We start from the raw sequence: 1152 nt of genomic DNA on the forward strand, positions 1-1152 counted from the left end.
CTAGTGGATCGAATCTAACGCTTGGTGCCCACGCCTGACGGCGGCGATGATTTCATCCGGATCAGCCGTCCAGGTGAATGGCTTGGGACGGGTGTTGGTCTCGGCGACGTACCGGTTGATGGCGGCCTGAAGATCGACCACCGAATGGAACACCCCTCGCTTCAGCCTCTGCCGGGTCAGCTTGGCAAAGAAGCCCTCAACCGCGTTGAGCCACGAACATGAAGTTGGGATGAAGTGGAAGGTGAAGCGCTCGTGGCGATCCAGCCAGGCGCGAACCTTCGGGTGCTTGTGATCTGCATAGTTGTCGAGGATGACGTGCACGGCCTTGCCCGCCGGCACCTGAGCCTCGATGGTGTTCAGGAAGCGGATGAACTCCTGATGCCGATGGCGCTGCATGTTGCGCCCGATGACGGTGCCGTCCAGTACGTTGAGGGCGGCAAACAGCGTGGTGGTGCCATGGCGCTTGTAGTCATGCGTCATGGTGCCCAGCCGACCTTTCTTGAGCGGCAGACCGGGTTGGGTGCGGTCGAGCGCCTGGATCTGACTCTTTTCATCGACTGACAGCACGATGGCATGAGCCGGTGGATCGACGTAAAGCCCGACGACATCTCTGAGCTTCTCGGCGAACCTGGGATCGTTCGAGAGCTTGAACTGGCGATAGCGATGCGGCTGGAGCCCATGAGCCCGCCAGATGCGCCGCACGGCACTGGCGCTGATGCCGCTCTCCTGGGCCATCAGGGCCGCGGTCCAGTGGCTTGTCTCGACCGGAGGGTCAGACAGGGTCAGCTTGACCACCCGCTCGGCCATGTCAGGACCGAGCGGCTTGATCCGGGATGGGCGGGTCTTGTCGCGTAGCAGACCATCCACACCCTCCTGCATGAAGCGCTCCTGCCAGCGCCAGACGCAGGTCTTGGAGGTGCCGGTCCGGCGCATGATCTCGACCGTGCCAATGCCATCGGCGCTCAGCAGCACGATGGTGGCCCGCCAAACATGTTTCTGAGCCGTGTTCCGGTTGCTGACGAGGGCCTCAAGGTGACGCCGGTCAGGCGGTGCAAGAGTAACGGAGATGCCAGTGCGCATGCCCCAGCCTTGCATGTACACGGCTCAAAGGGAATCCTCAATCGGACTCTTCTGTCAGGCGGAAACCACTAG

At 62.1% G+C, this 1152-nt stretch carries 1 protein-coding gene; it reads right to left on the minus strand.

What is annotated here, in order from left to right; translation table 11 throughout:
* On the minus strand, positions 1-1080 hold the full coding sequence (locus tag AC0QTX_RS27465; RefSeq protein WP_474606958.1) for an IS630 family transposase: 1080 nt from the start codon (positions 1078-1080) through the stop codon (positions 1-3).
* Positions 1081-1152 lie beyond the last annotated feature (72 nt).

It is taken from the genome of Microvirga sp. jy35, from assembly GCF_056148915.1.